18 protein-coding genes are annotated in these 25,494 nt (G+C 43.8%); 14 read left to right on the top strand and 4 right to left on the bottom strand.

Annotated elements, in window-relative coordinates; all coding sequences use genetic code 11:
- Positions 1-71: 71 nt before the first annotated feature.
- From VB775_RS08380 to VB775_RS08370, 3 genes are all read right to left on the bottom strand, one after another.
- Positions 72-263, bottom strand: coding sequence for a hypothetical protein (locus VB775_RS08380; protein WP_281009773.1), 192 nt, complete (start codon positions 261-263; stop codon positions 72-74).
- A 235-nt stretch (positions 264-498) separates the two neighbouring features.
- On the bottom strand, positions 499-3,486 hold the full coding sequence (gene pgmB, locus VB775_RS08375) for a beta-phosphoglucomutase (RefSeq protein ID WP_281009774.1): 2,988 nt from the start codon (positions 3,484-3,486) through the stop codon (positions 499-501).
- Between the two features lies 1 nt (position 3,487).
- Positions 3,488-5,932, bottom strand: coding sequence for a sucrose synthase (locus VB775_RS08370; protein WP_281009775.1), 2,445 nt, complete (start codon positions 5,930-5,932; stop codon positions 3,488-3,490).
- Between the two features lie 245 nt (positions 5,933-6,177).
- Between VB775_RS08370 and VB775_RS08365 the strand changes: the two genes are divergently transcribed.
- The 8 genes from VB775_RS08365 to VB775_RS08330 all read left to right on the top strand — a co-directional run bounded on the left by VB775_RS08365 (position 6,178) and on the right by VB775_RS08330 (position 16,060).
- A complete protein-coding gene (locus tag VB775_RS08365; RefSeq protein ID WP_281009776.1) occupies positions 6,178-6,588 on the top strand; it encodes a hypothetical protein in 411 nt (136 codons plus the stop codon).
- Between the two features lie 84 nt (positions 6,589-6,672).
- The gene (locus VB775_RS08360) at positions 6,673-7,443 is read left to right on the top strand and encodes a PRC-barrel domain-containing protein (protein WP_281009777.1); all 771 of its coding nucleotides are present in this window, start codon (positions 6,673-6,675) and stop codon (positions 7,441-7,443) included.
- Between the two features lie 172 nt (positions 7,444-7,615).
- On the top strand, positions 7,616-10,021 hold the full coding sequence (locus tag VB775_RS08355; RefSeq protein ID WP_281009778.1) for a phosphoketolase: 2,406 nt from the start codon (positions 7,616-7,618) through the stop codon (positions 10,019-10,021).
- Between the two features lie 431 nt (positions 10,022-10,452).
- Entirely contained in the window at positions 10,453-11,370 is a 918-nt protein-coding gene (locus VB775_RS08350; RefSeq protein ID WP_281009779.1) for a polyphosphate kinase 2 family protein, read from the top strand.
- 368 nt (positions 11,371-11,738) lie between these two features.
- The gene (locus tag VB775_RS08345) at positions 11,739-13,205 is read left to right on the top strand and encodes an ABC transporter substrate-binding protein (protein ID WP_281009780.1); all 1,467 of its coding nucleotides are present in this window, start codon (positions 11,739-11,741) and stop codon (positions 13,203-13,205) included.
- A gap of 125 nt (positions 13,206-13,330) precedes the next feature.
- Positions 13,331-14,221, top strand: coding sequence for an ABC transporter permease (locus tag VB775_RS08340; RefSeq protein WP_281009781.1), 891 nt, complete (start codon positions 13,331-13,333; stop codon positions 14,219-14,221).
- A 63-nt stretch (positions 14,222-14,284) separates the two neighbouring features.
- Positions 14,285-15,106, top strand: coding sequence for an ABC transporter ATP-binding protein (locus tag VB775_RS08335; protein WP_281009782.1), 822 nt, complete (start codon positions 14,285-14,287; stop codon positions 15,104-15,106).
- A gap of 324 nt (positions 15,107-15,430) precedes the next feature.
- On the top strand, positions 15,431-16,060 hold the full coding sequence (locus VB775_RS08330) for a Crp/Fnr family transcriptional regulator (protein WP_281009783.1): 630 nt from the start codon (positions 15,431-15,433) through the stop codon (positions 16,058-16,060).
- A gap of 364 nt (positions 16,061-16,424) precedes the next feature.
- Here VB775_RS08330 and VB775_RS08325 read toward each other — a convergent pair whose 3' ends face one another.
- Positions 16,425-18,425, bottom strand: a complete 2,001-nt coding sequence (locus tag VB775_RS08325; protein WP_281009784.1) for a LysR family transcriptional regulator — start codon at positions 18,423-18,425, stop codon at positions 16,425-16,427.
- 324 nt (positions 18,426-18,749) lie between these two features.
- On the opposite strand from VB775_RS08325, the gene VB775_RS08320 reads away from it, so the two are divergent.
- From VB775_RS08320 to VB775_RS08295, 6 genes are all read left to right on the top strand, one after another.
- Complete coding sequence (locus tag VB775_RS08320; RefSeq protein WP_281009785.1) at positions 18,750-20,453, top strand: fumarate reductase/succinate dehydrogenase flavoprotein subunit; 1,704 nt, start codon at positions 18,750-18,752, stop codon at positions 20,451-20,453.
- Between the two features lie 58 nt (positions 20,454-20,511).
- The gene (locus VB775_RS08315) at positions 20,512-20,739 is read left to right on the top strand and encodes a 4Fe-4S dicluster domain-containing protein (RefSeq protein ID WP_281009786.1); all 228 of its coding nucleotides are present in this window, start codon (positions 20,512-20,514) and stop codon (positions 20,737-20,739) included.
- 14 nt (positions 20,740-20,753) lie between these two features.
- Positions 20,754-21,716 (top strand): HEAT repeat domain-containing protein, encoded by a 963-nt coding sequence (locus tag VB775_RS08310; protein ID WP_281009787.1) that lies wholly within the window; start codon positions 20,754-20,756, stop codon positions 21,714-21,716.
- Positions 21,709-22,818 carry an Mrp/NBP35 family ATP-binding protein gene (locus VB775_RS08305; RefSeq protein ID WP_281009788.1) on the top strand — a complete coding sequence of 370 codons (1,110 nt, stop codon included), beginning with the start codon at positions 21,709-21,711 and terminating at the stop codon, positions 22,816-22,818. The genes VB775_RS08310 and VB775_RS08305 overlap by 8 nt, the downstream gene beginning before the upstream one ends.
- 230 nt (positions 22,819-23,048) lie before the next feature.
- Positions 23,049-24,068 (top strand): YeiH family protein, encoded by a 1,020-nt coding sequence (locus VB775_RS08300; RefSeq protein WP_281009789.1) that lies wholly within the window; start codon positions 23,049-23,051, stop codon positions 24,066-24,068.
- A gap of 20 nt (positions 24,069-24,088) precedes the next feature.
- Positions 24,089-24,853, top strand: a complete 765-nt coding sequence (locus VB775_RS08295; protein ID WP_281009790.1) for a sulfite exporter TauE/SafE family protein — start codon at positions 24,089-24,091, stop codon at positions 24,851-24,853.
- Positions 24,854-25,494 lie beyond the last annotated feature (641 nt).

The following is a 25,494-nucleotide window of genomic DNA, read 5'->3' as shown; positions in this document are numbered from 1 at the left end:
AGCCCCTACAACCAAGATGTAGGGGCTTGGTCTCCAAGCCCCATTCTCAGCGTTCCACGTACCATTAGTTCTTAATTGACAGATTTGTTCTTTTTTATAGGTTGGCTTGTAGAGCTACTTCTTACTTCCGTCTCCTTACCAAAATCAGGAACAAGGTCTATTACTCCGAAGTATTCCAAAGCGACGGCTCCAGCAGCAGCTATCAACATAGCTAAACCAGTATATAAAGCCGAATTATTTTTCTTTCCTACAAGTCTAGGCATATATTTCCTCGCAAGTTATAGTCACATAGAGAAATTCCTAACTTCTCTATATGCATACCATTGCAGAAGAGTGTTTAGTCTCTTGAGTGATTTGAGTGATTTGATTTACTACGCAATAAAGCGTTACAACATTGCTTACAGTGCTTTACGTTCAAACCCAAACCAAGAAAATTTTTGAAAGAGTTGCTTTGCAACTCTTTCAAAAATTTTCTTGGTTTGTTGATTTGTGCGGCTGTTATTCCTGCTTATTAGACTTGCCTAATTTAGCTTGTATATCGCTTAAGTGGAACCCTGTCAAATTCGGGAGAACAATATGTGCATCCCCGTTAAAACGATCGCTATGTTCTTTAGGTGCAAGCCCGATCGCCCACATACCTGCGGCGATCGCTGCTTCGACTCCCGCAGGAGCATCTTCCACGACAACGCATTTAGCAGGGGCAATGCCGATCTGGGTAGCAGCATAGAGAAACAGGTCAGGGGCGGGTTTGGGATTTTCAACGCTGTAGCCATCGGCGATCGCATCCACTAGATCGGCTATTCCTAACTTGGCAATTACGGGTCGGGCATTTTTACTTGCGGAGGCGATCGCAATTTTTATTCCCGATTGTCTGAGTTCTCCTAATAGCTCAATTACCCCTGACAGAACATCTTGGGGCGTAGTATCTTCGATTGATTCCACATAGTAGTGATTTTTGCGATCCATCATCTCTTGGAGAACTTCTTCGGAATAATCGCGATCGCCGACAATTAGCATCAGCGATTCTCTTCTTGCCACACCGCGCAGGGCTTCATTTGCTTGGCGATTAAAGGGGATTTTTTCTTCGTCAGCAAGCTTCTGCCAAGCCCGATAGTGGAATTCGGCAGTATCAGTCAAAACTCCATCGAGATCGAAGATGAAACCTTGAATGTCAGGTACTTGAGCAAGTGTGGGTGCTAAATCGAAACTATACCAAGTATCATGCCATTGCAGTTTGAATTTGAGATAAGTCCAAGAGGTCGGAAGATGTGGATTAGCAACAGGTTGATCGTCCTTCAGTTGAATGCCGCCAAACCCAAACACCACAGCTTGCCAGATACCGCCTGCGGAAGCTGCATGAATCCCGTCTGGGGTGTTACCGCGATTATCTTCGAGATCGACCATCGCGGCTCGCATAAAGTGATGATCTGCCTCGGATGCAGCGCCGACATTAGCGGCGACGATCGCATGAATGGCGGAGGTTAGGGATGAGCCGTAGGTGCTGTCGGTGCGGGGAGCGTAGTAGTTCCAATTCTTTTGCAGCCAGTCATGGCGATCGCTGAATTCTGGATGGTCACGCATCAGGTATAGGATCATCAACACATCAGGTTGCTTGAGGACTTGGCTCTCATTGGTTGCATCCATGCCAAGAACTGCTTGAATTGAGCGATCGCGGGGTTCGTAGGTGTTTAAGTCAATATCTTTAAGTTGAAAAAATCCATCACATTGTTCAATTACTTCTGTTTCTTGATTTTCTTGGTTGTAGGAAACATAGATTTTGGCGAGTTCTTCTTTCCATTTAAGCATTTGCTCTGGCGAAAGTTGTAGCTTTTGAGATAGGTCAGTAGCGCGATCGGGAAATTTCTGCTGTAGCCAATCATAGACTGCTACCGCCTTTTCTAAATGCCACTGCGCCATGCGATTAGTGAAAGTATTGTTATTCACCTGCTCGTGGTATTCATCGGCTCCGATTACTCCACAAAGCTCATAGCGTTCGAGGTTAGTATTCCATTCCAATCGACTGAACCAGAAGAGCGCCGTATCGAGAATGATTTCCGCTCCATAATCTCGTAGCCAGAGATCGTCACCCGTCGCTTGCCAATATTGCCAGACAGCATAGGCGATGTCAGCGCTAAGATGAATTTCGCGATCGCGACACCAGATTCTCACCGCTTTGGCATAGGGATCGTTGGGCATAGACCAAAGAGGGGTCACTTCATCGCCCGTTGCTGCACTTTCCCAAGAAAACATCGCGCCTTTATAGCCGCTATCATTTGCCTTGCGTCTTGCACCATTGAGAGTGTGATAGCGATAGGTTAACAAATTGCGGGCGATCGCGGGTTGTGTAAAGGTAAAAAATGGCAGCATAAAAATCTCTGTATCCCAAAAAATGTGACCTCGATAGCCAAATCCTGATAGAGTTTTTGCGGGAATGCTGACGCGATCGTTATCGGGAGATGCGGCGATTAAAAGTTGGAACAGATTATAGCGAACTGCCAACTGTGCTTGGACATTGCCACCAATCTCGATGTCACTACGTTCCCAAACTGATACCCACGCCTGTCGATGTGCTTCTAATAATGTTGCATAGGATGGTAATTCTGCCAATTTGTCTTGAGCCGCTTGAAGGGGATTTTCTGTTTCCTGCGATGTAAACAGGGTCACGAGCTTCTCAATGTTGATTGTCTGTCCCTTGATGATGTTAAAAGTCGCGATCGCCGTGGGATATCCTGGGGTATTGGTCGTTTGTAAATTTGCCTCAACATCAATCACAGCAAGTTTTGCCGCCATACCCAGTTCTATGCGGGAACCACGAGTCCGCACCTGTAGCCAAATCCCTTCACTATTGGATTGGCGGCACAAAGCGCCGCCAATCTGATCATCTTGCTCTAAGACTATTTTGTGATCGCTTTCTTTCTCAATCTTGCCTTGATCTAGTTGTTCCCAATGATTAAAGCCCTGATTGTCAGAATAGCCATTGATACTGGCTTGCACCTCAATTGTGCCCTTAAAATCAATCGCTGTAATTTGGCAGCGCAAGCCTAACACTTGAGGATCGGTAAAACTGGCAAAACGTTCAAATCGTAAATCTAGGGTGTTTCCCTTGGGACTACGCCAACGCAGCGATCGCGTCAGCAATCCACAACGCAAGTCAAGCTGACGTTCATAATTGATGATTTCACCGCGATCGAGCCGAAATCGCTCACCGTTCACAATCACCAGTAATGATAGCCAATCGGGACAATTGACTAACTCGGTATAGACCACAGGCACATCATCATAGACCCCATGCACCAAGGTAGTTGGCAAGGCATGGGGATAGCCCTCTTCAAAGCTGCCTCGCGTTCCCAAATACCCATTGCCGATCGTAAATATGGTTTCTCTAGAATGTAACTGTGCGGGATCGAATTGAGATTCGGTCAATGTCCAATCAGTATAAGTTAAATCAGGGGATCTTGGCAAATCATGGGAGTTGGAAGTTTTCATTTTATCGCTGCATATGTTCTGCTAAAATCTGTTCGGCGCGAGGTTTGTAGAGCAAATAGAAGAGGGCTTCTAGATAATGTTGCCTCGCCTCACGGTTGTCTGAGTAGATACAGTCCCAAAAGCTGTAAATCTTGGCTAACAGAAGCAGCTTTTGGGTATGATCTTGCCAGTTATACTGCTCTTGAATGCGTTGAATCGCAAGTTCAGAAATCTGAGTCCAGTATTCGCGATCGCTTTTACATTGATTGAGAAATTGCAAAATCTTTTTTGCAGTGCCATTCAAGTCCAAGGGATTGATATGTAAGCCATTGATGCCATCTTGGATAATTTCTAAGCAACCGCCAAACTCAGTGGCAAAGGTGGGCAGTCCAGAAATCATCGCTTCGAGAATGGTACGCCCACAAGACTCAAACTTAGCAAAATGTATGAAGATTCCTTGGCGATCGGCGATCGCCCGATAGACTTCTCCCATATCACTATTGATAAGACGCATACCTAACCAGCGAATATTCCCATGGAGATTGTATTGATAAATTAGAGTATGCAGTTTAGCCAGTTCCTTTGCATCGGAGTCACTGACATCACCAACCTCTAAAGCATCCGTAACTAAAATCAGGTTGCATTCTTTCTGCAATTCTGAGCTACGCCCAAAGCATTCTACTAAACCAGTCAGATTTTTAATTGTAGTGATCTTTGCCACAGCAAGGATTGGGCGTAGATTGGGCTGGACTAGATGACCGAAAACATGCCTGTTTTCCTGATTAAAGAGTAACGATTGAATGCGGTTGCGCTGCTCAAGATCGCGATTTTCGAGCTGATGATAAGGGAAAAATATTTGCTCATTCACTCCTGGCGGGACGCGATTGAACCTCGGACTGAACAAGTCAATGCCGTTCGTGACATGATACAAATTTGGCATCGTAAAGCATTGATAGGAATCATATTGACCAACACTTTCTGGCGTTCCCATGATTTCTTGATAGGATGAGGTGATAATGAAGTCAGCCGCATTCATACCAATTAGCTCCGCCGTAAACTGGGATGAAAAGTGATACTGGGAATCTAAATCCTGCCAATAAAGGTTACTAAATAGATGCTTCGGTTTTTCTAGGGAATGGGCAATTTGGCAATGGATGGCGTTGAGCCGATTCGCTAATAGCGTAGCCACCAAATTTCCATCGCTGTAGTGGCCAATGATTAAATTTGGTTTGCCGCCTAGTTTCGCGATTAGTTCCCTTTCTGCATCTACTGCGAAGCTTTCGAGATAGGGCCAAATCTCAGACTTAGAAATCCAATGATCGGTCACGGCGGGATTAAATTTCTGAAAGGGTACGCGCAGAAACCAAGCATTGTCAGTGCCTTCAATCTTTTCCCAATCTAAATGGGATTGCGTTTCCATACAATTAGGTATCAGGCGCGTGAGGATAATCACTTGCGGACGAATACCCAGCAAGTCTAGTCCCGACTGTTGGATATTCATATGGATTTGTTGCTCAATACTGCGGGCTTGCTCCAGCACATAGGCGGCTTGACTGCAAGTTTCTGGCAGTCCCAAAGTACTTTCTTGACCGATCCATCCATGAATGGAAATAGATACTACACTGAAGATTGCAGGAACTCGTGATACGAAGGTATCCAAAATAGCAGGTTCGGGATCTTCAAGTAGATGATGGAGCAGTTCCATCATTTCGCGAGTACGTCCAACCGTATCTCCCCACCCTGCCTCAAATCCAAGGGCTTGGAGATCACTATGCACTTTTGCATAGGGAAGACTAGCATCTACTCGATCTAAAAGTTTGAGCGCAAGTTTTACCTGTTTAGCTAGTTCGACACCTGACTTAATGTGAGCATTGATCAGTAGCTGCATTCTGTCATGTTCAAGTATATGCAGAGACATGAATAGCGCCTCTACCCAGTGAGGGAAATCGCTCGTTAGCTTGTTGCATAGGTAGTTGCTAAGAAACGTTAGTCCCTGCCCCATATTTCGCGGATCGCTAATGCGTGGAGAGCCTTCATAGAAAGGATTAAAGTCAATATTGAGAATGTGAGGCTGTTCTCGATTAACTAGGCGATCGCGTAGATTTAATAGTTCATGAACGTCCATCTGAGTTTCTTTGGTGAGATCTGCGGTTAGCTTCCACACTTGCTGGCTACCAATCCAAGGACGCAGCACTAACCAAACACTGTTTTCTTTTAAATTCTCATTTAAGCTATTATCTAAATTCTCATCCAAAATTAATTCGTGGATATAGTTGATCAACTGACTTAGAGAAGAACTGTGATAGGCTTGAGTGTGCTGTGGTAATTGTTGACAAAGCTCTGTAAATGTTTGGAGAATCTCATTTCGCAAGAAGTAGCGCTTCCCATTGTCGCGTAAATTTGTAACTAGCTGCTCTAGAGTATTTCTCTCGTCACTATTCAAAATTGCTTGGATTAGTTTATGCATATCCTAATTCCATAATTGGCGATCGCTCTAACTGATTGATTTGCTCTACTGTAGCTCTCTTTTAGTGGGTAATAGGGCAAATATGGACGTAAGTTCGTAAAGCTTTAAGACGTTGTAATACAAGTCATTCAACTCATACATTGCATATACATTATTTCAGACATCCTGATGTCATGTTAATCGCAAGTGACAATGATTATTTAGATAGAACTTGTAGTAACCTTCAATAAATATAGGCGAATATAATGAATGATAAGAGTAATAAATTAGGACTTTGGATCGATCACAAGAAAGCTGTAATTGTATCTATGACCGAAACAGGAGAGCAGATTAAAGAGATCCTATCAGAAGTAGAATCTCAGCCTCGACGTACTAGTGATTCTTCCCTAAATATTATTTATGAATCGCTCAAAGTACCTGCCGATAATCGCCAGCAAAGAACTCTCACTCAAGATTTCAACATTTATTATGACGAAGTGATTAACTACATTCGTGAGGCAGAATCTATTTTTATATTTGGACCAAGTAGTGCCAAAAATGAACTTAAAGAGCGCATGAATGGAAATAATTTGGGCGCAAGTATTGTTGGCATGGAAACCTCTGACAGTATGACAAATCCGCAGATTGCAGCAAAGGTTCGACAGTTTTTTGCGTAATAGGAATCAATAAATTCAAATCGTCTAACGACTCAATCTCTATTTTAGAGAATTTACAATACTGAACGATATTAGGACTCAAAGATGTTAACTAAAGCCAAAACACTTAATGGATATAGCTTAAATAGCCTTGATGGGGAAATCGGAAAGGTCAAAGAATTCTACTTCGATGATCAGTATTGGACTATTCGCTATTTAGTCGCTGATACTGGAAACTGGCTTACGGGGAGGCAGGTGTTGCTCTCTCCCTATGCACTGGTCGCAGTGATTAAGGAACAACATGACATCACAATCGATCTGACTAAGAAGCAGATTGAAAGTAGTCCCTCTTTGAGCAGTGACAAGCCCGTCTCCCAGCAATTTGAAATGTCCTACGTTGGGTATTATGGATATCCGATGCATTGGAGTGGACCATATATGTGGGGGGCTTATCCTTACATTCAGCGTAACCCAGAGCTAATGACAGAATTCAATCCACAAAAATCATCGTGGGACTCCCATTTGCGTAGCACCCATGAGGTGAGTGGCTATCACATTCAAGCCACCGATGGTGAGATCGGTCATATTGAGGATTTTATTATTGACGATGAAACATGGGCGATTCGTTATCTCATCATCGATACAAACAACTGGTGGTTAGGGAAAAAGATCCTAATTTCTCCACAATGGATCGAGCAAGTTAGTTGGGATGAATCAAAAGTCTTTGTGAATCATTCTCGCGAGACTATCAAGCGATCGCCAGAATATACAGACGAGTCTCTACTAACTCTCGATTACGAAACTAAATTGCATCTTCATTACAACCGACAAGTATATTGGGTAGGGGACTTGATTGCCAAGGAGTCTTCCCATTGAAATAGATTCCAAATCCTCATCTGCGATTTACAGGGCTTTGCGCTAAATTAAAACCCAGAGAAAGATTTGAAAGCGTCGCGAAGCACCGCTTTCAAATCTTTCTCTGTACCACTCAAAGCCTCAATAGGCTGTACAGACAATTGGAATTGAGATTACATAGGAGACTTAAACGATGGAAACTACTACACTTCTCCTAGAGAAGAAGGCAAATACACTTTCTTCAGAACTGCTCGTCAAAATTGATGCTTATTGGCGAGCCGCTAATTATCTATCAGTTGGGCAAATTTATCTTTTAGACAATCCCCTGCTCCAACGCCCGTTAGTACCGACAGACATCAAGCATATGCTACTCGGACATTGGGGGACGACACCAGGTCAGAATTTTATCTATGTGCATTTGAATCGGGTCATCAAAAAATACGACCTCAACATGATCTATGTCTCTGGTCCTGGACATGGCGGCCCTGCCCTCGTTGGCAACACCTACCTTGAGGGAACTTACAGCGAGATCTATCCCCACATCAGTCAGGATGCGGCTGGGTTGCAAAAGCTTTTCAAACAGTTCTCTTTCCCAGGAGGCATTCCCAGTCACGTCTCGCCAGAATGTCCTGGTTCGATCCATGAGGGCGGTGAGTTGGGCTATTCCCTCAGCCATTCCTTCGGCGCGGTGTTCGACAATCCCGATCTCGTCGTGGCTTGCGTAATTGGCGATGGTGAGGCAGAAACTGGACCACTGGCTACCTCGTGGCAGTCCAATAAATTCCTAAATCCCATCACCGACGGTGCGGTGCTGCCGATCCTGCATCTCAATGGCTATAAGATCGCCACTCCGACTATCTTAGCGCGGATCGAACCAGAAGAACTCGATCAGTTCCTGCGCGGCAATGGCTGGACACCTTACTACGTTGAGGGACAGGAACCGATGCTAATGCACGAGTCCATGGCGACGACCCTAGATCGGGTGATCGCCGACATCAAACGCATCCAGTACGAAGCCCGCGTCAACGGCAACAGCAAGCGTCCGCGCTGGCCAATGATTGTGCTGCGATCGCCAAAGGGTTGGACGGGGCCAAAGTGGGTTGATGGTTTGCAAATCGAGGGATCGTTTCGGGCGCATCAAGTACCGCTCTCCGATCCGCGATCGCATCCCGAACACCTTCAACAGCTTGAAGCATGGCTGCGTAGTTACCGACCAGAGGAACTCTTTGACGAACAAGGGAGGTTAAAGCCAGAGTTGGCAGAACTTGCGCCCAAAGGCGATCGGCGTATGGGTGCTAATCCCCATGCCAACGGCGGAATGCTGCTGCATGACCTGATCATGCCAGACTTTCGGGACTACGCGGTGCAAGTAACTTCCCTTGGGGCGGTGAACGCATCCGATACCCATGAATTAGGCGTGTTCCTGCGCGACGTGGCAAAACTCAATCAATCGCAACGTAATTTTCGGATCTTCGGGGCTGACGTGACACTTTCTGATCGATTGGGAGCCATATTCGAGGTGACAAATCGGCAATGGGAAGCTCGCACTCAGGAAAACGACGAGTTTCTCGCCCAAGAGGGGCGCGTCATGGAGATGTTGAGCGAACACCAATGTGAAGGTTGGCTAGAAGGCTATCTGCTCACGGGGCGGCATGGGGTGTTTAACAGTTATGAAGCTTTCATTCACATTGTTGATTCGATGTTCAACCAGCACGCCAAGTGGTTGAATGTCTCATTGGAGCTACCGTGGCGGCGCAAAATTGCATCGCTAAACTACCTACTGGCTTCCCATGTCTGGCAACAAATGCACAATGGGCTGACCCATCAAGATCCTGGGTTCATCGATCTAGTCATGAACAAAAAAGCTTCCGTGGTGCGCGTTTACCTGCCGCCTGATGCCAACTGCCTGCTGTCGGTTTGGGATCATTGTTTACGCAGCCGCCATTATGTCAACGTGGTGATCGCGGGTAAGTATCAAGCCCCGCAATGGCTAACGATGGAGGAAGCGGTCAAACATTGTACCGCAGGGCTTGGGATTTGGGACTGGGCTAGTAGCGATCGCGGTGGTGAACCCGATGTGGTCATGGCTTGCTGTGGCGATGTGCCTACCCTAGAGACCCTAGCTGCTGTTTCCATCCTCAGAAAGCATCTTCCGACCCTAAAAATCCGTGTGGTCAATGTCGTTGACCTGATGCGATTGCAAACGGAAAGCGAGCATCCTCACGGACTCAGCGATCGCGATTTCGACCAACTTTTCACTCAGAATAAACCCGTCATCTTCGCTTTTCATGCCTACCCTTGGCTGATCCATCGGCTCACCTATCGCCGCACCAACCACAGCAATATCCATGTGCGCGGCTATAAGGAAGAAGGCACGATCACTACCCCCTTTGATATGACGGTGCTGAACGACCTCGATCGCTTTCATTTGGTGATGGATGTGACTAATCGCCTACCGCATTTAGGGGCTGAAGGAACTGACCTGAAGCAAGCGATGCAAGCCAAACTGGTTCAGCACAGGCAGTACATCAACCAGAACGGTCAGGACTTGCCAGAAATTCGTAACTGGAAGTGGGGACAGAACGAGAATAATTCGTAATTGATAGTTATTCGGTCATTCCATTTAAATATTGAGCCAATCACACTTACAACAGAAAATCACAACAGGAGAACATCGTGTAAACCAAAATCCTTGCTGGGCATAACATTGAAGGTCATGAAGCACTAGACACTCATTTTAACGTGAGTTCGATATAGCCATTTGCGGCGTGCTTCGCACGCCGCAAATGGCGAAAAATGGTAAGAATCGCTTAGCGATTCTTACCATTTTTCGCTTTCGTCGAACTGACGTCATTTTAGTGGTGTGGTGGAAGAGAGGCTAAGCCGTACTGACCCACCTCTGTCTAGCTCGATTAATAGTCAATAAATTTTCTGAGGAGTCGCTCAGCCGTCAGCCCACTCAAACGCGCTCAACAAACCTGCGCGTTGGTCGGACTGGATCAAATAGAATTACAATTTTTTGTGGAAAATATGACAGTTCATCAATTTGATAATTTATTCCCAATCAAAAAACTTGACGATTTAATTCGTCCTTTTATTGTGCCACCAGAACGAAAAATTTCTCTTGCCAACGACTATGATCCCGATTACAAAGCCGATCACCTCAAAAAGTCGAAAGCTAAAGGTCAATTAAAAGAAGGTATTAAAGCCTTAGCTGAATATCAGGATGTTCTCTACGCCCAAAACACCCATGCTGTGCTAATTATCTTTCAGGCTATGGATGCGGCTGGTAAAGACAGCACGATTAAACACGTAATGTCAGGTATTAATCCTCAAGGATGTCAGGTGCATAGCTTTAAAGCTCCATCGATAGAAGAGTTAAATCATGGCTATTTGTGGCGATGTTCTAAGGCTTTACCCGAAAGAGGGAAAATTGGGATTTTTAATCGATCTTATTATGAAGAAATCTTAGTAACAAGAGTGCATCCAGAAATCCTAGAGCAGCGACCGCTCTCTGTCAGTTTAATTGACAATGATATTTGGAATCGCCGCTTTGAAGAAATCAACAATTTTGAGAAGTATCTGGTCGATAATGGAACGATCATTCTTAAGTTTTTCCTCAATGTATCCAAAGAGGAGCAGAAAGAACGTTTTCTCGAACGGATTAATCGCCCTGAAAAGAATTGGAAATTTTCAGTAAATGATGCGAAAGCGCGGAGCTTTTGGGATGACTACATGAGTGTCTATGAGGATATGTTCAATCACACCAGTACAAAATATGCTCCTTGGTACATCATCCCCGCCGATCGCAAATGGTTTACGCGGCTGGTCGTAGCTGGCATTATTTATACCAAGTTGCAAGAATTGGATCTCAAGTATCCAAAGGTCAGTAAAGAAAAACATCAAGAACTTTTAGATGCAAAAAAAATTCTGGAGATCCAGAAATAAGAATGAAAGTTGGTTAACTAAGATCTTGCACGATTCTGGGTAGGGGTTGCAAAAGAGTAAAAATGTGAAAGAAAGGGCATAGCAGTAATTTAAATAACGATTATGAAAAGCATCGTTAAGCACGCCCAATGACTAGTTTATGCCCTAATGTGTCTGATGCCAAGTGTGTATCAAATAGCGAGTCTCAATGCAATATTGGGGGTATTTATCGAAGTCCTAGAACGACTAACTCACAAATTTATTTTATGAGTCAAATGAATTCTCTTATGTATCAAACTCTCTCTAGAACAGGATTTGTATCTACATTTACAGATAGGCAGTGATCATCCTGAATTAATAGAGAAGAAAGAAATACAAGAGTGTTTGTCATGAATGTAAAGCTGCCCTCTCGTAGAAGATTTTTATTTTCTATCTCATTGTTTTCTTTGAGTTTAATCACAGCCTGTAGCAGTAGTGTTGTCAGTAATCCGACTGATCAAGCTAGTTCTTCAGGCAACAAAAAAGTAATTCGGATTGCGATCGCAACTCAAGATCAAACCATTAATACTGCGACAGGCGGCCCCGTTATTCGGGAAGAAAAGCTTCTTGAAAAGTATTTGCCGACGACAGGTAAATATGAGAATGTCGAATACAAAATTGAATGGTCGAGCCATACATCTGGCCCCCCAATTAATAACAAGATGTTGGCTAATCAAGTTGACATTGGCATGATGGGTGACTTTCCCTTAGTCATCAATATGAATACATTCAGAGACAAAGGTGCTGGAATTAATAGTATTTATATTGCTACCCTATCCTATGGTGCAACTGGAGCAGGCAATGCGGTCATGGTTCCCAAGGATAGTCCGATCAAGAGCATTGCGGATTTAAGAGGAAAGCAAGTCTCAGTTCCCTTTGGCTCGGCAGCGCACGGTATGTTGTTGGGCGCTTTAAAGAAGGAAGGGATTAATCCTGAGACTGAAGTCAAGCTAGTCAGCCAAGCACCTGAAGTTGGCGGTACGAGTTTGAAGACTAATCAGATTGATGCCCATGCTAACTTTGTACCCTTTGGTGAGCTATTCCCTTTACGCGGTTTTGCCCGTAAGATCTTTGATGGTGCGGAGTTAGGCGTACCCACATTTCACGGTGTCGTAGTGCGTTCTGACTTTGCCAAAGAGCATCCTGAACTAGTTGTTGCTTACCTAAAGGCTCTCTTGGCAGCTAATCAAATGGTGCGCGAACAGCCTGAAGCGATCGCTGCAAAAATGGAGAAGTGGACAAGCGTAGAAAAAGAAGCTGTCTATATGTTCATTGGACCCAATGGTTTACAGCAAATCAGTCCTGCAATTCTTCCTGTCCATTTAGAAGCGATGACCAACAGCATCAATACCCTCAAGCAACTCGGTAGAATGGATGCCAAGGTTGATGCTGCGGAAATCACGAAGCTCACCGATGACAGCTACTTAAAACTTGCTGCCAAAGAAATGGGGCTGAACTATGACGAAATGATAGCCAAGGCAGAAAAGTTCCCAATTTCTGGTGAAGATGCGGAAACCAAGCAAGCAATTACTGAGCCGAAACTAGCGGCACAGGTTTGGGTTGAGGGTGAAGAGAAGATCAGAAACTTCGCTTCTATCAAAAATATGGTAACGGCAGTGTCAAAACTGAAAGCTGAAGGCAAACAAGCCAAAAGCACTGTGTTTGTGCATGATTTCAACAAAGGCTGGAAATTACTAGCTGCAAATTCCTTCTTTGTGCGTAAAGGTGATGATATTGCCGCATTCCTGACTGAAAAGGATGCTCTAGCCTATGCAGCAAGCCAAGGTGCTCAGGTTCTCTCCTTTGACGCGCTCTAGTAATTTGCTAATACAGAACAAAAACTTGGTGATGCTTATATTAGGCTTACCTAATCCATGACTATGTAACGCGCTTTGCGCGTTACATAGTCATCTCTATTAACTTAATATTGTGGAGATGATCGATGTCTAACATCCCTTCTGAGCGATCGCTACCTATCGAATTTTGGAATAGTTTTAGTTTGTCCCTCAAAAGTTTATTCGGACGCTCATCGGATGTGGTGAAAGAGCCATTTTCGGCACGCAAGCGTAATCAACTATTCAGAAGAATACTATCCATAGTTTTATTTTTCGGTGTTTGGCAAATCCTTTGTATGGTGAAGTTTAATTTCTGGATTAACTTTTCCTTCTTGCCATCGCCCATAGAAGTATCAGAAGCGACGGTCAAGTTTTTCTCGACCAATGCCATGATTCATATTCAATCCAGTGTAATTCGGGTCTTGGCTGGTTATTTCTTTGCCACTATTTTAGGAGTAGGTTTAGGGATTTTGATTGGTTGGTTTCAGAAATTAGAGGATCTCGTATTTCTGCCATTAGAATTACTACGTCCAATTCCTGCGGTAGCTTGGATTCCCTTAGCAATTCTCATGTTTCCTGATGCTGAGTCGGGCATGATTTACATTACCTTTATCGGTGCATTTTTCCCGATTTTGATTAGTACGATTAAGGGAGTAGAGGGAGTGGATATGCTGCTTTTACGGGTTGGTCAATGTTTAGGGGCAGGACAATGGTATGTATTTAAAGATATTGTTGTGCCAGGGGCGATGCCTAGTATTGCTAGCGGTTTGGTCATTGGCATGGGAAATTGCTGGTTTTGCTTGGTAACGGCGGAAATTTTGGCAGGTCGTTATGGCATTGGTTATATCACTTGGGAATCCTATGTTACCTCCAACTATCCACCGATTGTCATGGGTATGTTGATGATTGGTTTGATGGGTTCTCTTAGTTCTTGTTTAGTTGAGCGTTTAATTCATTTGCTGATGCCTTGGCGCGTTACCAAAAAGAAAACTGCTTAATATTAAGGATTTAATTTTGTTCCAAGTTTTTTTGTAACTGACATATAGCAAGGATTTACGTTAATGGCAAAGTTGCTCGAAAATAATCTGCGATCGCAGGTTAAAGGGTTAGTAGAGGTTGAGAATCTATCGGTAGGTTTTCGGCGCAAGGGAGTATTTACTTCAGTTTTAGATAACATCAACTTTACGATTCAACCTGGGGAATTTATTTGTCTGCTCGGTCCCTCTGGCTGTGGTAAATCAACGATCTTGAATACGATCGCAGGATTTATCAAGCCTTCTGTGGGTAATGTGTTGGTTGATTATCAAAGAATTATTAAACCAGGGGCCGATCGCGGTTTTGTATTTCAGCAATATTCGCTTCTACCTTGGAAAACGACCTTCCAAAATGTGGAATTTGGGCTGAAGGTGCGAGGTGTACCTAAGGATGAACGCAAAGAACTTGTTGATTACTATTTAAATCGAGTGGGCTTGTCCAAATATCGCCATGCCTTTCCCTATCAGATGTCGGGGGGGATGCAACAGAGAGCGAGTATCATTCGCGCCTTAGTCAATTCGCCTTCGGTATTGCTGATGGATGAGCCTTTTGCCGCCCTAGATGCCCAAACCCGTCACATGATGCAGGAGCTATTGCTAGATATTTGGCAAGATTTAAAATCTACGGTAGTGTTTGTGACCCATGATATTGAGGAAGCTGTATTTTTAAGCGATCGCATTTTTGTGATGGGGGTTAATCCTGGACATATTAAAACGATGGTCAATATTGATCTAGAACGTCCCCGCCATGTCGATTTAATGCTCACTCCCGAATTTATGCAACTCAATCGTCATGTATTCGACCTGATTCGTGAGGAGACTTTAAAAAGTATGGCATTTGAGGATTAATTGGCTAATTTGAATATTAACTCTGTTATGGAACAATGGATAGAACCACGAAAATCCTTGATCAGAGTAACCTTTAAGACTTCCAATCTAAGAAACCATTTAAGAAATACTTTTCTACGGTCAAAGACTCTAAGAGATCCCCCTCAATCCCCCTTAAAAAGGGGGAAGAAGAGAGTTTAATTGATTCTCCCCCCTTTCGTAAGGGGGGCTGGGGGGGAGCTAGACAATTCTTAAATGGGTTCTAAAATAGTTGATAGTCCTAGATTGGACTAAAAGACTTCTTGAGCTTATTCCCCCACAGGTCTATTTGTACCTTACGCTTTTATGGCATATACGTTCTCAAGCTTTGATCTTAATTCCACAAATTCTGTAACCGATTGGCGGCGATCGCTCGAAGAAATTTATCGTGGTCACACCATGCACACTTACAAGAGGGGACAAATTATTCCCATGTATCCTCATAAAGTTTGGGTGGTTTGTCGTGGTGTTGTGCAACTAAATACCTTGCATCCGTCAGGTGATGAAGTTTTGGTTGGCTTAGCAATGCAAGCTATGCCCTTTGGCTTACCATTAACTAATCTAGAACCTTATCAAGCGATTTCCCTATCAGATGTTGACTTGATACAGTTTACCTTGATTGAGCTAGAACAATCGCCGCAACTTTATCATGGCATTTTGCAACATCTCAATCGTCGCCTTCAGCAAACGGAAGCTTTGCTAGCGCTAGTTAGTAATAAACGGGTAGAAGAGCGTCTCCGCCAAATCCTACTTCTGCTCAAGCAGGAAGTTGGCATTCCTGTTGATGGTGGAACTCGCCTGACTGTACGTTTTACACACCAGCACCTTGCTAGTGCCATTAGCAGCACTCGTGTCACAGTCACTAGAGCCATGAAATTATTACAAGATGAAGGATGGTTAAAAATTGATCGCGATCGCTATATCGTTCTTACATAAAAACAGAGGAGCAAAGTGTCTGTTTTTCATTTCTTGAGAAAAACAAGAGCGGTATATTAAATTATACCAAAACATAAAATGGCATAGCCATTTTATGTTTTTAAAACCCTTACTGCATTTGGCTTTTAATTCACGAAACTGTTGTCACACTTTTGTGAATTGGTATTACAGGCTTAAGAATCCATTTAAGAATTACTTTCTGCGGTTAAAAGCTTTAAGAGATCCCCCTCAATCCCCCTTAAAAAGGGGGAAGAATTTAATTCTCTCCCCTTTTTAAGGGGGGCTGGGGGGATCTAGACAATTCTTAAATGGTTTCTAAAATAGTAAAGAAATGACAGCGCGAAGCGCTGTCATTTCTTTACTATCAAGAGTGGTAGGTTTGCTTGAGAAATTCTGGCTGAATCCAGCGATCAAGATTAATTTTGGTGAGGGTTTCGTTATTAGGAATCTTGCTGAGGTGGTCAATATGCAATTTCAGCCAGTCGGGACGGATTACAGTTTCCGAAAAGAATCGTGCTGTTTGTTCAGGATGGTAAGAACCATTGAGAATCTCAGTTACTAAATCTAGATCCAAACGAGTCCATTGAGCCACCTGAGCAGGAGCTGAAGGCGTGTTGTCATACCAATATTGGGCAGCCTTAAGGGATTGTAAATAGGCAATCACAACTTCAGGATAGCGATCGGCGAGGTCATGATTGACAACAACACCATAAAAGGATGGCAGAATATCGAGATTGCCATCAGCGAGATAGCGAAATTTTCCACAACGGCAAGCGACATCATGGAAAGGTGCGAAATGAGCATAGCTATCGGCTAAATGTAAGGGAAAGTTAAAGCCACGAATCGCTTGAATATGTTCAAGGGAGATTAATTCCACCTGATCTAGTAGGTTTGCCGCCTGTAGCGATCGCATCACCATGCCATGTGCCGAAGACCGTAATGGCACAGCAATATTTTGCCCCCGCAGATCGGTGATCGTTTCTACTTTTGATTGATGTGGCACGATGAAGGCATTGCCAGAACCATCGGGATTACTAGACACAAAGCTGACTAAACGAGTGTTGTACTGAGCTGTCTCAGGATTTGGCAAAGCACTCAGTAGTAATGGATAGTCCCCCAAAATGCCAATATTCAATGTTCCAGAATCTAGCCCCGTCACAATTGGTGAACCCGTCGCAAAATTTTGCCATTCAATCTGAAACTGGATGCCACTGTAGCGCCCATCCTTGGGTAAAAAATGAGATAGCAACTGCAAACGCTGAATAATTAGCCCTGCCGTCACCGAGGGAATGGTGCCATTTTGAATACCAATCGAGAGGGTGAGCGTTTCAGGTCGATTGCTATTAGCGGTACGTAGTGCGAAACTAGGCGATCGCATTTGCATCGCATTATTAACATTAGTACTAATATCTACTTGTTGATGTTCTTGAAGTAATTTTACTAATTTTTGTGTAGGTGTGAGATCTACAGTCCCCCGTGACAATTTAGGTAATTTATGATCATTTAAGTCATTAATCTCGCTAATTCCCTTAGGAGTTAGTAAAAAGACACTGCCTGACAAAGCAAATTCTTGCAAAGAAATTGCGATCAAGTTCCCAGCTTGACATTCCAACTGGAATTCAAAATTAGAAGCAAAGCCCAAATATGCTCCTTGAGTCATATAGGTTCGCATGAGACTGGATGTGTCTACAGTTTCCACATCAGAAAAATCGCTAAGAGATAGCCCAATTTCTGTCAAGCGTGATTCCAAAACCTTACGGCTAGGGGCTTCAGAATTCATTAACACCCAAGGATGATGCTTTAAATCGCTAAGGCTAAGCCACTTTTTGTGGGCGAGGGGGTGATGAGCAGACACAAACAGCGAGTAGCGAATTGACGCGATCGCGATCGAAGAAATTTCGGCAACATCGGCAAAATTAATATCGGAGAAGCCAATATCAATCTCATTATTAATGATGCTCCGATATAACAACTCGACAGAATCAAAAATATTACATTGGATTTGTAAATTTGGATACTTTTGTCGGTACGCAAATAGTTTTGTTGGCAGCCATCCATTACCTATTTCTGAAGTACAACCAATTTTAATTATTCCAGATTTACCCTTTTTTATATGCTCAATTTCCTGCAATAAATCGTTTTCTAGATCGATTAGTTTAGGACCATTTTCAAGAAGGAATTCTCCCACATCTGTAAGCTGGATTTTGCGCCCCAGTCGATGAAATAATGGAGTACCCAACTCTGTTTCTAGAGATTTGATTTTAGCGCTAACTGCTGGTTGCGTAAGGTTTAAAACATCAGATGCCTCCGTAAAACTTAAATGCCGAGCCACTTCAAGAAATACACGAATTTGATAAACTTCCATGGTAGTTACAACAAAAGTAGGATGATCTATCTGTAATGATTTTACCTAATGGTACATTCTATTGATTCAATGAATTTATCAGTCTATAAAATACCTCGATAAACTAACCCTGAAATCCATTGCATAATGAAGTCAAGAAATGCAATACAAACTGTATTGTTGCATTTCTGAAAGGGATTAAATAGATCTCAATGAACATAGTTCTCTAAAATTCGCTTGCAGTCATTTTGTCTGTATTGTTAGCAACATTTTACGAACAAATATTCAAGTGATTTTTCCCATGATTCAGGTTCGACTTTCTTTAGAAACGAGGAGGATTTCAAATTGAATACTCAATGGCTCAAGACAGATGTTTTGGTAATTGGTGGTGGTACAGCAGGAACGATGGCAGCCATCAAAGCCAAACAAGCCAATCCAGATGGCGATGTTCTGGTACTAGAGAAAGCCAATATTCGTCGTAGTGGTGCGATCGCCATGGGTATGGATGGTGTCAATACGGCAGTTATCCCCGGAAATTCCACTCCAGAGCAGTACGTCCGTGAAATCACGATCGCCAATGATGGCATTCTCAACCAAAATGCTGTCTATCAGACTGGTAAACTCGGCTTTTCGGTCATTCAAGAACTTGAGCAATGGGGCGTAAAGTTTCAAAAGGATACGCAGGGGGATTACGACCTCAAACAGGTACACCGCGTTGGTAAATATGTATTGCCAATGCCAGAGGGTAAGGATCTCAAAACGATTTTGGCGCGTCAGGTCAAACGCCACAAGGCAAGAGTGACCAATCGCGTCATGGCAACCCGTGTATTGGTTAAAGATGGTCGAGCGATCGGGGCAATTGGCTTTGATGTTCGCAATGGTGATTTTGTAGTCATCCAAGCTAAAGCTGTGATTCTCTGCACAGGAGCCTGTGGCAGATTGGGACTACCTGCTTCTGGTTATCTCTATGGAACCTATGAAAACCCCACCAATGCAGGTGATGGCTATTCGATGGCATATCATGCGGGTGCAGAACTGAGTAACATTGAGTGCTTCCAAATCAATCCTTTAATGAAGGATTACAACGGCCCTGCCTGTGCCTATGTGGCTAGTCCCTTTGGTGGTTACACTGCCAACGCAGAAGGCAACCGCTTCATTAGCTGTGACTATTGGAGTGGACAAATGATGCTAGAGGTTTGGAAAGAATTGAACTCTGGTAAAGGTCCAATTCAGCTTAAAATGACTCATTTGGATGAGAATACGATCGCGGAAATCGAATCAATTCTCTGGGCAAATGAACGTCCTAGCCGTGGTAGATTTCACCAAGGGCGCGGCGAGAACTATCGCACCAAGGGCGTAGAAATGAACATTTCCGAGATTGGTCTCTGTAGTGGTCACAGTGCATCGGGCGTATGGGTCAATGAGAAAGCCGAAACTTCCATTAAAGGACTCTATGCTGCTGGTGACATGGCAAGTGTTCCCCATAACTACATGATTGGAGCCTTTGTATTTGGGCGCATCGCTGGTGAGAATGCGGTGGAGTATGTCCAAGGTTTGGAACATCTCGATCCCGATCCTGAATTTGTGGCAAACGAGAAAGCCCGCATCTATGCACCACTCGATCGCCCCAATGGTATTCCCCATACCCAAGTTGAATACAAGTTGCGCCGCTTGGTCAATGACTATCTTCAACCCCCCAAGTCGGCGAACCGCATGGAAATTGGCTTGAGCAATTTCGTTAATTACCACTCTAGCCTCGAGCAGATGGGCGCACAAGATCCCCATGAACTGATGCGTTGCATGGAGGTTCACTTTATTCGTGATTGTGCAGAAATGGCGGCGAGAGCGTCACTCTATCGCAAAGAAAGCCGTTGGGGTCTCTATCACTATCGCGTCGATTATCCTGAAAAGAACAATGAAGAATGGTTCTGCCACGTCCATCTCAAAAAGGATGAAGCTGATCAGATGGTGCTATTCAAGCGTCCGATTGAGCCTTACATTGTGGATGTGAATGTTGAAACGGAAGTTTATGACGTGGCTGTGCGCTAATTAGGATCATAATAAGGTTTGTTCACAATATGCAAAGTTTGGAGTATCAGAAATCATTATGGCTTTAACCTCTCAACGAGTTGACGTACCTGTAATCGTCGATGAGTCTAAATGCTTGGAAAAGTGTGTGGCTTGTATTGAAGTTTGCCCCCTTGATGTATTGGTAAAGAACCCTGAAACGGGTAAAGCCTATATGAAATACGATGAGTGCTGGTTTTGTCTTCCTTGCGAAAAGGAATGTCCCACCAATGCGATCACCGTCCAAATTCCATTCTTATTACGCTAAGGGAGGCACGCTTCATGGATAGTGAAATGGATCAATGGTTAGAAATGTTGCGATCACCGAATGTGGATGATCGCCTCGTAGCAGTTAAAAGCTTGCAACATATCGGTGATGAAGAAATCTTTGCGCCGTTACTAGAAGCCGTCAAGGATGAAAGCCCCCTCGTCCAAAAGTTGGCAGTTACCACTCTCTGGGAACTCGCCAACCCTGCGGCAGTCCCTGCGTTGGTCGAATGTCTTGCCTCACCAGTGGAAGACATTCGCGAAGAGGCTAAATCCGCTTTAGGGGAATTGGTTGCCCCCGATCATCTGTTGCTGTTGCTAGATGCACTATTGCGCGATGACATCAATCTCCAACTGAATATTCTATTTCTATTGCGGAAGATTCATGATGCTCAGTGCTTACCCTATGTAATGCCATTCTTTGACTCAACCTTGCCAGAACTACGGGAAGCGGCGATCACCACCCTCAGATACTTAAATCAGGTGGAGCGCTGCGAGCCTGCCCTCGCCTTGATGTCCGATCCTGAAGCAACAGTCCGTCGGGCAGCGGCTCTAACCCTTGGGCATTTAGCGGATGCCGAAGTTGTACCCATTCTCTGCAAAGCTGTTACTGACGATCCAGATTGGGAAGTGCGTCGCAATGCCGCCAAGTCTCTCACTACTCATGCTCATCCCGATGCGATCGCTGCTTTGGAAAAGTCCGCCGAAGATCAGCATTGGCAAGTTCGCAAGTTTAGCCTCCAAGCTTTACAAAAAATTGCCGCCGATCGCACCTTACCTCTATTCATCAAAGCTCTAACCGATGAATATTCGGACGTGCGCCGTGAAGGTGTAATTGCGATGCGGATTTTAAATAATCCCGTGGCGCTCACACCTTTACAGCAAGCCCTTGATGACCCCGATCGCGATGTGTGTATCTTTGCTCAACGCGCCATTCAAAGCATCCAAGATAGCATTCAAGAGACTTCCAATGCCTAGCCATACTTCCCCCTTCCAAAGAGCAGAACACCCTGTACCACCACCGACCGATCCCCAAGTTGAGGTCAAGGAGCTAGCGGTAAAATCTCTGCTTAAAACGGTGATCGAGCCAATACTGAACATGGATATTGTCAGTTTGGGCATGGTGCGAAATCTGCGAATTGTCGATGACTATGTGTACCTGCGCCTCTATGTGGGTAAACATCAATTTGCCCTCAAAGCGCAAATCATGGAGCTTTTGTCATCGTCTCTAGATTGGTGCAAAAAGTCCTATGTGGAGGTTTGCACGATCGCTGGAGTTCGTACCACGATCGCCGTGTCCAGTGGTAAGGGTGGTGTAGGCAAATCGACAACAGCCGTAAATTTAGCCGCCGCTTTGCGATCGCAAGGTAACAAGGTGGGCTTACTAGATGCTGATGTCTATGGTCCAAACGTGCCACAGATGCTAGGACTAGCTCAAGAGGATGTGAAGGTAATAGACACACCCACAGGTCAACGCTTTATTCCCCTTGAGGCGCATGGGATTAAGGTGATGTCGGTGGGGTTACTTGCCGCGCCCGATCATCCCCTTGCATGGCGGGGGCCAGTTCTCCACAAGATCATCACCCAATTCATTCAAGAAGTGGAATGGGGAGATTTAGACTATCTCTTGATTGATTTGCCCCCTGGTACGGGTGATGCTCAGATTACGATCGTGCAAGAAAGTCCTATCTGTGGCGTGATTTTAGTCACGACTCCGCAGCAGGTCGCTGTTGCCGATGTCCGTCGCAGCATTCATATGTTTCGTCGAGTGGGCATTCCCGTTCTCGGCATCATCGAGAATATGAGTTACCTGCTCTGTGGACATTGTGGTACGCCCAACCCAATTTTTGGTAGTGGCGGTGGTCAGCAACTTGCCGATGAACTGCAAGCACCCTTGCTTGGAAAGGTTCCCATTGATGCCAAAATCTGTACAGGTGGTGATATCGGCACTCCGCTTACCCTTAGCGATCCTCATTCGGCAGTTGCGGAAGTGTTTACCAAAATTGCGATCGCCCTTGACCATAGTTTTGCAGAACGTCAGCTCATCGAACCAGTTCTTGAGGCTGTTCGACCCTCCTAGCTTTAAGTAGGTCAGCAAAAGAAACCTGTAAATGCCCAGATCCCCGACTTTTTCTAGGCAAGCAAAGACAATTTGCAAATTTACAAAAAAGTCGGGGATCTTAATTTTAAACGGAATTTTAAGCATTATGTGATTCTTAAAGTAGACACAAGTTATCAGCAATACCGTAAGTTACCAAAGATCCCCCTCAATCCCCCTTAAAAAGGGGGAAGAAGAAAAAGAGAAAAACGATGAACATATCTTCACCTTCGCAAGTTTGGAGATGGGTTTCTCAACATATCTATGGACTTTACCTGACGATCGCCTTAGCGGTAATAGCCTATTTATTGCGAAATCTACCAATATTTGATCTGTTCAGTCCCTTGATTATTGCGATTATTCTCGGCATTCTATTTCGCAACATCATCGGAATGCCAGCTTATTGCCAAGTGGGCGTAACCTTCTCCATGAAGCGAATTTTGCGATTCGCAATTATTCTCTTAGGAATGCAACTCAGCTTTGTGCAGGTCTTGGCAATCGGAGTCAAAGGAATTGGATTGATTATATTTACATTATTTAGCACCTTTGGCTTTACCTACTGGCTAGGAAAACAATTAGGAGTTAGCAAGAACTTAACCTATTTGATCGCATCAGGGACATCCATTTGTGGAGCTTCCGCCGTAGTTGCCACTAGTAGCGCTACACATAGTTCCGATCGCGATACCAGCTATGCCGTAGCGATTGTCACCATATTTGGAACTCTATCAATGTTCCTTTATCCACTATTACCAACTTTGCTCAGTCTGACTCCTGAGACCTTTGGTATTTGGTGCGGAGCTTCGATCCATGAGGTGGCGCAGGTCTTGGCGGCAGCTTATCAAGTCAGTCCAATTAGTGGCGAATTAGCAAGTATTACTAAGTTATCAAGAGTATTATGGTTAGCACCTGTCATTCTAGGCATTAGTTATCTATATTCCCAGCGTAAGCAAAACTATAATCATCAATCACCAACTGCGATCGCAATTCCTTGGTTTATCTTTTATTTCATTTTATTGATCATTCTGAATAGCTTGAATATTTTCCCAAGTGAGTTTAAAAGTGCGATCGGGCAAATCAACAAGTTCTTATTGACAATCTCAATGGCTGCGATGGGTTTAGAAACGAAGTTACAACAGCTTCGGGAAACTGGACTTAAACCTCTTTATTTAGGAGCAGGTTCTTGGTTGTTTATCTCTATATTTAGCTATGGATTAGTCAAGATCTTTTATTAATCTTTTATTAAATGGTAAGAATGAGCGATGCTCATTCTTACCTATTGCAGAATAGTGAATTCATGGCATCACCAACCCTGACAGTTTTAACAGCTTTTATTCTTTTTGTTTGTACATTTGTCCGTTCTGCTGTGGGGTTTGGCGATGCTTTACTTGCTATGCCATTGCTGGGACTAATTATGAGCCTCCAGACTGCTTCTCCAGTCGTTGCTTTTATGGGATTCATGATTAGTCTTACGATCCTGATCAGTGATCCTAAATCCGTTGACTTTAAATCAGCTTGGCGATTGATCATCGCGACGATTATCGGTGTTCCCCTTGGACTATTACTCCTCAATTATGCTCCTGAACGATTAGTCAAAGTAATCCTTGGGTTACTGCTGATTCTTTATGGTATCGGCAACCTCGTTACACCAAGAATGCCGAGGCTCCAGAATGAAAAATATGCGTTTATCTTTGGATTTATTGCAGGCATTCTCGGTGGTGCATACAACACCAATGGACCTCCGATCGCCATTTATGGAACATTACGCCGTTGGCGACCTGACTATTTTCGAGCAACGATGCAATGCTATTTTCTATTTTCAGGGATTGCCACCATTGCAGGGCATGGACTCGTCGGGCTATGGACTCCCACAGTTTGGCATTTGTTTTTATGGTCTTTACCGAGTATTTTTTTAGGGGTTTATATTGGCGGCAAAGTGAATCAATGGATTCCCCAACCAATGTTTAATCAAATCATTTTTAGCTTGTTAGTTGTTGTGGGGTTTCTATTTTTGTTATAGAACTCATTTGGTATTCCAGAAAGATCTAGCAAGGTGCTTAAGCATCAATCTGCTAAAGCAAAGTGTCAATTCTAAGCATGCAATGTAACGAGATCTGTTGGAGTAAAGAGCGTTATCAAGGGCAAGCAATGAACTACAAGAAAGACTTTGAAAGTGTTGCTTTGCAACACTTTCAAAGTCTTTCTTGATTTGGATTTGAGTGCAAATGGCTATAATGGGGATTAGCGTATTACGAGATCATCCTTGAATTGGCGTTGTTTCTTCCACCTATAGCGCTCCTAAATAGATTGCGAGAGTGCGCCCCGAAGGGGCGCACTCTCGCAATCTATTTAGGAACGCTATAACATCAGTTAAATATTTACAAAAAAATCTTTAATTGTGTTTTTAAATAAAAAGAGAGAAGCAGAAATTTCTATTGTTGCCACTAAGAATTCTATTGTAAAGATTTATTTGGTATTGATACAATTCAATCAATTTATATATTCCTAAAACATGAGATCCAGAAGTGTTGAACCAAAAGTGAAGAAACACCAAAAATGGATACACTACACCTATCAAAATAGTGATTTCAGCTTAAAATCACTATCCTCCTAAACCAATGTAAGTAGCTAATATTCTCACACATAAATGCTTGTAAATAT

Source organism: Pseudanabaena sp. CCNP1317 (assembly GCF_034931345.1).
In the GTDB taxonomy this organism is placed as follows: Bacteria; Cyanobacteriota; Cyanobacteriia; order Pseudanabaenales; family Pseudanabaenaceae; genus Pseudanabaena; species Pseudanabaena galeata.
Note: the sequence above shows the minus strand (reverse complement) of the source record. Positions and strands in the feature narration are given on the sequence as shown.

What these genes read in the sequence shown, in the direction of transcription:
- VB775_RS08295 (WP_281009790.1), top strand. Translation starts at nt 24,089, where the DNA reads ATGAGCGATGCTCATTCTTACCTATTGCAGAATAGTGAATTCATGGCA.
- VB775_RS08380 (WP_281009773.1), bottom strand. Translation starts at nt 263, where the DNA reads ATGCCTAGACTTGTAGGAAAGAAAAATAATTCGGCTTTATATACTGGT.
- VB775_RS08340 (WP_281009781.1), top strand. Translation starts at nt 13,331, where the DNA reads ATGTCTAACATCCCTTCTGAGCGATCGCTACCTATCGAATTTTGGAAT.
- VB775_RS08315 (WP_281009786.1), top strand. Translation starts at nt 20,512, where the DNA reads ATGGCTTTAACCTCTCAACGAGTTGACGTACCTGTAATCGTCGATGAG.
- pgmB (WP_281009774.1), bottom strand. Translation starts at nt 3,486, where the DNA reads ATGAAAACTTCCAACTCCCATGATTTGCCAAGATCCCCTGATTTAACT.
- VB775_RS08365 (WP_281009776.1), top strand. Translation starts at nt 6,178, where the DNA reads ATGAATGATAAGAGTAATAAATTAGGACTTTGGATCGATCACAAGAAA.
- VB775_RS08345 (WP_281009780.1), top strand. Translation starts at nt 11,739, where the DNA reads ATGAATGTAAAGCTGCCCTCTCGTAGAAGATTTTTATTTTCTATCTCA.
- VB775_RS08370 (WP_281009775.1), bottom strand. Translation starts at nt 5,932, where the DNA reads ATGCATAAACTAATCCAAGCAATTTTGAATAGTGACGAGAGAAATACT.
- VB775_RS08335 (WP_281009782.1), top strand. Translation starts at nt 14,285, where the DNA reads ATGGCAAAGTTGCTCGAAAATAATCTGCGATCGCAGGTTAAAGGGTTA.
- VB775_RS08310 (WP_281009787.1), top strand. Translation starts at nt 20,754, where the DNA reads ATGGATAGTGAAATGGATCAATGGTTAGAAATGTTGCGATCACCGAAT.
- VB775_RS08360 (WP_281009777.1), top strand. Translation starts at nt 6,673, where the DNA reads ATGTTAACTAAAGCCAAAACACTTAATGGATATAGCTTAAATAGCCTT.
- VB775_RS08350 (WP_281009779.1), top strand. Translation starts at nt 10,453, where the DNA reads ATGACAGTTCATCAATTTGATAATTTATTCCCAATCAAAAAACTTGAC.
- VB775_RS08355 (WP_281009778.1), top strand. Translation starts at nt 7,616, where the DNA reads ATGGAAACTACTACACTTCTCCTAGAGAAGAAGGCAAATACACTTTCT.
- VB775_RS08330 (WP_281009783.1), top strand. Translation starts at nt 15,431, where the DNA reads ATGGCATATACGTTCTCAAGCTTTGATCTTAATTCCACAAATTCTGTA.
- VB775_RS08325 (WP_281009784.1), bottom strand. Translation starts at nt 18,425, where the DNA reads ATGGAAGTTTATCAAATTCGTGTATTTCTTGAAGTGGCTCGGCATTTA.
- VB775_RS08300 (WP_281009789.1), top strand. Translation starts at nt 23,049, where the DNA reads ATGAACATATCTTCACCTTCGCAAGTTTGGAGATGGGTTTCTCAACAT.
- VB775_RS08305 (WP_281009788.1), top strand. Translation starts at nt 21,709, where the DNA reads ATGCCTAGCCATACTTCCCCCTTCCAAAGAGCAGAACACCCTGTACCA.